The sequence below is a fragment of the Sphingopyxis sp. RIFCSPHIGHO2_12_FULL_65_19 genome (genome assembly GCF_001830555.1).
In the GTDB taxonomy this organism is placed as follows: Bacteria; Pseudomonadota; Alphaproteobacteria; order Sphingomonadales; family Sphingomonadaceae; genus Sphingopyxis.
Genome location: NZ_MIAM01000030.1, coordinates 73324 through 77637, shown reverse-complemented (window position 1 = coordinate 77637; position 4314 = coordinate 73324). Strand labels below are relative to the sequence as shown.

At 62.7% G+C, this 4314-nt stretch carries 4 protein-coding genes; 1 reads left to right on the top strand and 3 read right to left on the bottom strand.

The features are described from left to right. Positions 1-291, top strand: a 291-nt coding sequence (locus tag A3E77_RS09955; RefSeq protein WP_293645470.1) for an HpcH/HpaI aldolase/citrate lyase family protein, incomplete at its 5' end; no start/stop codon positions are given. 44 nt (positions 292-335) lie between these two features. Here the strand turns inward: A3E77_RS09955 and A3E77_RS09950 are convergent. The 3 genes from A3E77_RS09950 to A3E77_RS09940 form a co-directional block, all read right to left on the bottom strand. Then, a complete protein-coding gene (locus A3E77_RS09950) occupies positions 336-1835 on the bottom strand; it encodes a phospholipase D-like domain-containing protein (RefSeq protein ID WP_293645468.1) in 1500 nt (499 codons plus the stop codon). 45 nt (positions 1836-1880) lie between these two features. Then, entirely contained in the window at positions 1881-3683 is a 1803-nt protein-coding gene (locus tag A3E77_RS09945; protein WP_293645466.1) for an acyl-CoA dehydrogenase C-terminal domain-containing protein, read from the bottom strand. A gap of 71 nt (positions 3684-3754) precedes the next feature. After that, positions 3755-4177, bottom strand: coding sequence for a MerR family transcriptional regulator (locus A3E77_RS09940; RefSeq protein ID WP_293645464.1), 423 nt, complete (start codon positions 4175-4177; stop codon positions 3755-3757). Positions 4178-4314: the final 137 nt, after the last annotated feature.

Below are 4314 nucleotides of genomic sequence, written 5' to 3'. Positions count from 1 at the left end.
ACCGCCGCGATCGACACGGTATTTCCTGCCATCAAGGACGAAGCGGGCCTCGCTGCCTATGCCGCCCGCGCCCGCCGCGACGGTTTTACCGGCATGATGGCGATCCACCCGTCACAGGTCGAACCGATCAACGCCGCCTTCACGCCCGCTGCCGAGGATGTCGCGCGCGCGCAGGCTATCGTCGATGCTTTTGCGGCCAATCCCGGCGTCGGCGTGTTGCAAGTCGATGGCAAGATGGTCGATGCCCCGCATCTCAAGCAGGCGCAGCACATCCTGTCCCTTGCAGACTGATCACCCGTCATCCCGGCCTTCGCCGGGGCAGCGGACGGAATAGATCAGTGCCCGTGCCGCCGGAACGGCCGGTGCCGCTTCATCCAGTTTTTCCCCCGTCGCCAGCTTTTCTTCAGCCCGCGCTCGGCAAAGCTCTCGAACATCGCATCGGGGCTCGTCGGATCGAGCAATTCATTGTCGGCGATGAAATCGTCCATCGGCCCCGGGGCGACCAGGTCGAGCAGTTCGAGCGAGCGGCCAGGCCCGCGCAGCGCCTCTATCGCGGCGATCAGCGAACCCGATGCGTCAAAGGCGCGCGCCACCTCGGCCGGATCGACGTCCAGATGTTCGGCGATCAACGATTCGCGCAGCTTGCGGATCACGGGCGGGGCGCCCCGGTTTGCGGGCAGCGCAGCATCAATCGAGACGTCGCATTCGCTGTCGAGTCCCATCGAGCGGTTGTTCATGTTCGACGATCCGACGCGCAACAGCCGGTCGTCGACAACCGCAGTCTTGGCATGGACATAGATGGGTTTGCCGCCCGCGGTATAAGGAACATAGATGCGCAGCCGGTCGCCATGTTTCGTCTTGGCGATCGCGCGAACCAGCTTCACCCGCGCCGCGTCCATCGCCATCTGTTCGAGCCAGCCGTCGGCGGTTTCGGGCATCACCATCACGAATTCGGGGGCGTCATCCTCGTCGAGCCGCGCCGCAATCGCAGCCGCGATCTTGCCGCTCGTAAAATATTGATTCTCGAAATAGATAAAGTGCTTCGCCGCCGCGATCATGTCGAGATAGAGTTGCTCGATTTCGCGCACGTCAGGATAGCCATTATATTCGGCGCGCGAGCGCGAAATCGCCACGTCGACATCGGTGAAATCGGGTTCGAGCGCGTCGGGCCACGTCTCGCCGTCGCCCTTAACCTCGCGCAGTTCTTTTTGCGTTGCGCGCTGCCAGCGTTCATTGCCCAGTTCGGCGAGCGCGCGCCCGACATCCCCGGCCAGGATCATCGTGGAATCGTGCCACGGCATATAGGCTTTGCCGTCGGGGTTGGACCGCCGCCCGTCACCGTCCATGTGCTCGCGCGTGTCCCAGCGCGATGCGGCAACGTCGATCCCGCCGCACACCGCCAGATGATCGTCGAACACCGCGACCTTCTGATGATGGCTGCACCCGGCCGGATGCGCGCCGTCGAGGCGAAAGCTGATCGAGCGCGTCGCTTTCCAGCGCAGGATCATCGCCACGATGCTTGGCACCAGAAAATGCTTCAACCCGCCAAAATTCCAGCGCAAAATGTCGATGTCGCGTTCGGGTTTGGCGCGCGCCAGCCCAAGCAGGTAATGGCCGAGCGATTCGCCTTTGCCGTCCGTCCCGGGCACCAGCGCGATGCGCGGGTCGAAATCCCAGCCGATCAGCAGGATGCGCTCTTTCGCGCCTGCCATCAGCTCTTTCAGCAGCTTAAAATAGTCGGCGGCATCGACAATCATCCGCGCCTTGTCGGCGCGTTCGATGCGCCAGCAATTGCGCCCTTCGACGACGATCGGTGCAAGATCCCCTTTGCTCATCGCCGCCGACACGCATGACGGCGGCGATGGTTGCATAGGCGCATATCAGGCGGCGACAAACTGCTCGGGCGCCAGCGCCATCATCGCCTCGCTGCCCGCTTCGATCTTGCGGCGGAGCGACCCGGCGTCGGGCAGGAAGCGTTCGGCGAAATAGCGTGCGGTAACGAGCTTCGCTTCGAGGAACGCCTTGTCGCCGCGACCTTCGGCCAACGCCTTCTGCGCCGCTTCGGCCATCATCAGCCACATCGAGCCCAGCGCGACGATGCCAAGGATATGCATATAATGATGAGCGCCCGCGCCGACGTTGTTCGGGTTCGCCATGCCGTTAGCCATGAACCACATCGTTGCAGCCTTCAGCTCGCCATTCGCTTTTTCGAGGCGCCCCGCAAAATCCGCCAGTGCCTCATTGTCTTTGGCACGGCCGCATTCCTCATCGACGATCGCGAAAAAGGCCTGGATGGCGCGGCCGCCATTCTGGGCCAGCTTGCGGCCGACGAGATCCATCGCCTGCACGCCGTTCGCGCCTTCATAGATCATCGTGATGCGCGCATCGCGGACATATTGCGACATGCCCTGTTCTTCGATGTAGCCGTGGCCGCCGAACACCTGCTGCGCATTGGTCGCGACCTCATACCCCTTGTCGGTGCCGAAACCCTTGATCACCGGGGTCAGCAGGCTGACGAGATCATCGGCGCGCTGGCGCTCTTCCTCGCTTTCGGCGACATGCGCCAGATCAACCTGGAGCGCCCCCCAGGTGCAGAGCGCGCGCAGTCCCTCCACCGTCGCCTTGCCGTCCATCAGCATGCGGCGCACATCGGGGTGAACGAACAGCGGATCGGCCTTTTCCTGCGGGTCCTGCGGCCCGGTGAGCGCGCGGCCTTGGCGGCGGTCCTTCGCATATTGCACCGCATTCTGATAGGCGACGTCGGCCTGGCCCAGCCCCTGGATACCGACGCCGAGGCGCGCCGCGTTCATCATCACGAACATCGCGGCAAGGCCCTTATTTTCTTCGCCGACCATCCAGCCCTTCGCGCCATCATAATTCATCACGCAGGTCGAATTGGCGTGGATGCCCATCTTGTGCTCGATCGACCCGCACGACAGCGTGTTGCGGTCGCCCAGCGAGCCATCGTCGTTGACGATGAATTTGGGCACGATGAACAGCGAGATGCCCTTGACGCTGTCCGGCGCGTCGGGTGTCTTCGCCAGCACCAGGTGAATGATGTTGTCGGTCAGGTCATGCTCGCCCGACGAAATGAAGATCTTGGTGCCGGTGACGGCATAGCTGCCGTCGCCGTTCGGCACCGCGCGCGTGCGGATGAGTCCGAGGTCGGTGCCGCAGTGCGGTTCGGTCAGGTTCATCGTCCCGCCCCATTCGCCCGCAATCATCCTGGGGACATAGGTCGCTTTCTGCTCATCCGATCCCTTGACGAGAATCGCCGCGGTCGCGCCCTGCGTCAGCCCCGGATACATGGCGAAGGCCTGATTGGCGGCGTTGCGATATTCCTCGACCGGAAAGCCGATGACGTGCGGCAGCCCCTGCCCGCCAAATTCTTCCGGCGCGGTCAGCAGGCCCCAGCCCGCTTCCGAATAGGCCTTATAGGCTTCCTTGAAGCCCTTGGGCGTCGTCACCGACCCGTCATCGTGCCGCGTGCAGCCTTCAAGGTCGCCCGACTGGTTGATCGGGAACAACACTTCCTCGCAGAACTTGCCCGCCTCGGTCAGCACCGCTTCCACCATGTCGGGGGTCGCGTTGGCGAAACCCGGCAGGTTTGCATAGCGCTCGATCCCGAGCACATCGTTGAGGAGGAACAGCGTGTCTTGCACGGGTGCGCGATAGACGGGCATGGGAAATCCTTCTGAAAAGCAATTTGGTCAAACTTGCCTGGGGAGAGGCAGAGGGTCAGCAGCCGGACGGCCTATTGGCCCGCGTCGACTTTCTTCACCATATCGATGAAACGTGACAGCTCATCTACAGCGCTGTCAATATCGTCGCGCTGGCGTTGCAACAGGCCGATGCGCTGTTCGCATTTTTCGATCGTCACCTGGCGCTGCAACTTGCGGCCGTCGCCGACATCATACAGGTCGATCATCTCGCGAATATCGGCCAAGCTGAACCCCGTGCGCTTGGCGCGCAAGATCCAAGCCAGCCGGGCGCGATCGCGTTTTGAATAGATGCGCGACAATCCCTTGCGCGACGGGCTGATCAGCCCTTCATCCTCATAGAAACGCAGGGCACGAGCAGTGACCCCGAACTCGGTCGACAAGTCGGTGATGCTGAATTGTTCGCGCCCCAGATGATCGGGCGTATCGATATGGGCGTGGCCGTAAGGTTCGGTCATGCCGATGAAACTAGTTTCCGTTGACGTGAACGTCAAGACCGGCAGATCGGGCCATTTCGGGGCGGGTCAGCCGTCGCAAGGACGCAGCATATTGCCCTGTCGATCCGCCATTCGCAAGTCCCCTGCATCGCGTGCCG

What these genes read in the sequence shown, in the direction of transcription:
- A3E77_RS09940 (WP_293645464.1), bottom strand. Translation starts at nt 4,177, where the DNA reads ATGACCGAACCTTACGGCCACGCCCATATCGATACGCCCGATCATCTG.
- A3E77_RS09950 (WP_293645468.1), bottom strand. Translation starts at nt 1,835, where the DNA reads ATGAGCAAAGGGGATCTTGCACCGATCGTCGTCGAAGGGCGCAATTGC.
- A3E77_RS09945 (WP_293645466.1), bottom strand. Translation starts at nt 3,683, where the DNA reads ATGCCCGTCTATCGCGCACCCGTGCAAGACACGCTGTTCCTCCTCAAC.